At 70.4% G+C, this 2669-nt stretch carries 3 protein-coding genes; all 3 read left to right on the forward strand.

The features are described from left to right. The coding region (locus RIF68_RS33710; RefSeq protein WP_309055274.1) for a hypothetical protein at nucleotides 1–285 on the forward strand (285 nt) is incomplete at its 5' end. 238 nt (nucleotides 286–523) lie between these two features. Next, a complete protein-coding gene (locus tag RIF68_RS33715; protein ID WP_309055275.1) occupies nucleotides 524–973 on the forward strand; it encodes a PTS glucose transporter subunit IIA in 450 nt (149 codons plus the stop codon). Nucleotides 974–1054: 81 nt separating this feature from the next. Continuing rightward, a partial coding sequence (gene ptsP, locus RIF68_RS33720; protein ID WP_309055276.1) for a phosphoenolpyruvate--protein phosphotransferase occupies nucleotides 1055–2669 on the forward strand: 1615 nt, incomplete at its 3' end.

Here is a 2669-nt window from a genome sequence, read left to right on the forward strand (position 1 = left end):
TCAACTAATCTGGCGTTGATTTTTGGCACGCTGTTGAGTTCTCAAGGTGCGGACGCTTCCTTCGTACTGACCCTCTCGGGCTTTCCTCCGGGCGCTTCCTTCGTTTCCAGCTTAGCAGATCTGATTTCCTTCTCTGCCACCCGCTGGAGCGGGCTGCCGGGGCAGGGAATTCGCTTTCGCGCTTTCCGTTTCCTCGGCGGGGTCAAACATTACCAGGCTTTCTCCGGCCCCCTGACCACTCCCCGGCGAGCTGACGCACGCAGAGGTGTAGACCACTGGGGTTAGGATCTGAGCTTGATGGGTGCTGCCGACCCACGGCTCAAGGCCGCGCTGGGGTCAGGCAGGAGTACGACAGTACATCCCACCGTCAGTAGAGGCAAATCGTTTCGGGTAGTCCGTAGGTCCGCCAACTGGTACGTCTCGTGCGGAACTAGGACTTCCCATGACATACGCTTCAGGACAGTACGCCGTCCAGGACAGGTAGTGACGGCGCCACACCATCTCCGCCCCTGGGAGGCTTCCCATGTCAACCGTGACGTCGCCACTCGCTGGACGCGCCATCGGTCTCGCCGCCGTTCCCGACCCGGTCTTCTCCGGTGCGATGGTCGGGCCCGGCACCGCCATCGACCCCGTACGCGAACCCTCCGAGGCGGTCTCCCCCGTCGACGGGGTCATCGTCTCCATGCACCCGCACGCCTTCGTCGTCGTCGACGGTGAGGGCCACGGCGTCCTCGTCCACCTCGGCATCGACACCGTGCAGCTCAACGGACAGGGTTTCGAGCTGCTCGTGAACAAGGGCGACACCGTGCGGCGGGGACAGGCCGTCGTGCGCTGGAACCCGGCCGAGGTCGAGGCCGCCGGCAAGTCCCCCGTCTGCCCCGTCGTGGCCCTCGAGGCCACCGCGGACTCCCTCTCCGCCGTCCAGGAGGACGGCGAGGTGAAGGCCGGCGACCAGCTCTTCCACTGGAGCTGAGCCGGCCCCGTCCTCAGGACGGCCAGGAGTTCGACAATCAACACGGCGGCCCGGGCCGCCGCACTATCGGAGACGGGTGAGATGGAGACAACGCTGCGAGGCGTCGGCGTCAGCCACGGAGTGGCGATCGGCGAGGTCCGGCACATGGGCACGGCGGTCCTCGAACCGCCGGCCAAGCAGATTCCGGCCGACGAGGCGGAGCGCGAACAGGGGCGCGCCCGCCAGGCCGTGGAGGCCGTCGCCGCGGACCTGATCGCACGGGGCAACCTGGCGGGTGGTGAAGCCCAGGCCGTGCTGGAGGCCCAGGCCATGATCGCCCAGGACCCGGAGCTCATCGCCGACGTGGACCGGCGGATCGCGGTCGGCAGCACGGCCGAGCGCGGAATCTACGACGCGTTCTCGCACTACCGCGAGCTGCTCGCGGGCGCCGGTGAGTACATGGCCGGCCGGGTCGCGGACCTGGACGACGTGCGGAACCGGATCGTCGCGCGGCTGCTCGGCGTGCCCATGCCGGGCGTGCCGGACAGCGACGAGCCGTACGTCCTGATCGCGCGGGACCTGGCGCCCGCGGACACGGCGCTGCTCGACCCGGCGCTCGTGCTCGGTTTCGTGACCGAGGAGGGCGGGCCGACCAGCCACAGCGCCATCCTCGCGCGGGCTCTGGGCGTGCCGGCCGTGGTGGCGCTGCCGGGTGCCGGTGAGCTGGCCGAGGGCACGATGATCGCCGTGGACGGCTCCACCGGTGAGATCTTCGTGGAGCCGAGCGAGGAGAAGAAGGCCGAGCTGACCAGGGCCGCCGCCGAGCGCAAGGCCGCGCTCGCCGCGTCCAGCGGTCCCGGTGCCACCTCGGACGGGCACAAGGTGCCGCTCCTCGCCAACGTCGGCGGTCCGGGGGACGTACCGGCGGCCGTGGAGGCCGGTGCCGAGGGTGTCGGTCTGTTCCGTACCGAGTTCCTCTTCCTCGACGACAGCCGGAAGGCGCCGTCGGAGGAGAAGCAGATCGAGGCCTACCGCAAGGTGCTGGAGGCGTTCCCCGAGGGCCGGGTGGTCGTGCGGGTGCTGGACGCCGGGGCGGACAAGCCGCTCGACTTCCTGACGCCGGCGGACGAGCCGAACCCGGCGCTCGGTGTGCGGGGTCTGCGGACGCTGCTCGACCACCCGGAGGTGCTGCGGACGCAGCTCACGGCGCTGGCGAAAGCGGCCGAGGGCCTGCCGGTGTACCTGGAGGTCATGGCGCCGATGGTCGCCGACCGCACGGACGCCAAGGCCTTCGCGGACGCCTGTCGTGAGGCGGGGCTGCGGGCGAAGTTCGGTGCCATGGTCGAGATCCCGTCGGCGGCGCTGCGGGCGCGCTCGATCCTCCAGGAGGTCGAGTTCCTGTCGCTGGGCACCAACGACCTGGCGCAGTACACCTTCGCCGCCGACCGGCAGGTCGGTGCGGTGTCGCGGCTGCAGGACCCGTGGCAGCCGGCGCTGCTCGACCTGGTGGCGCTCTCCGCGGAGGCGGCCAAGGCCGAGGGCAAGAGCTGTGGTGTGTGCGGTGAGGCGGCGTCGGATCCGCTGCTCGCCTGTGTGCTGACGGGTCTGGGGGTCACCTCCCTGTCCATGGGTGCCGCGTCGATCCCGTACGTGCGGGCGACGCTGGCCACGTACACGCTGGCGCAGTGCGAGCGGGCGGCGGCCGCGGCGCGGGCCG

The sequence above is a fragment of the Streptomyces sp. genome (genome assembly GCF_031178505.1).
GTDB lineage: Bacteria > Actinomycetota > Actinomycetes > Streptomycetales > Streptomycetaceae > Streptomyces > Streptomyces gulbargensis.

Bases quoted from the DNA above. Each gene is read 5' to 3' on its own strand.
- RIF68_RS33715 (WP_309055275.1), top strand. From the start codon at position 524: ATGTCAACCGTGACGTCGCCACTCGCTGGACGCGCCATCGGTCTCGCC.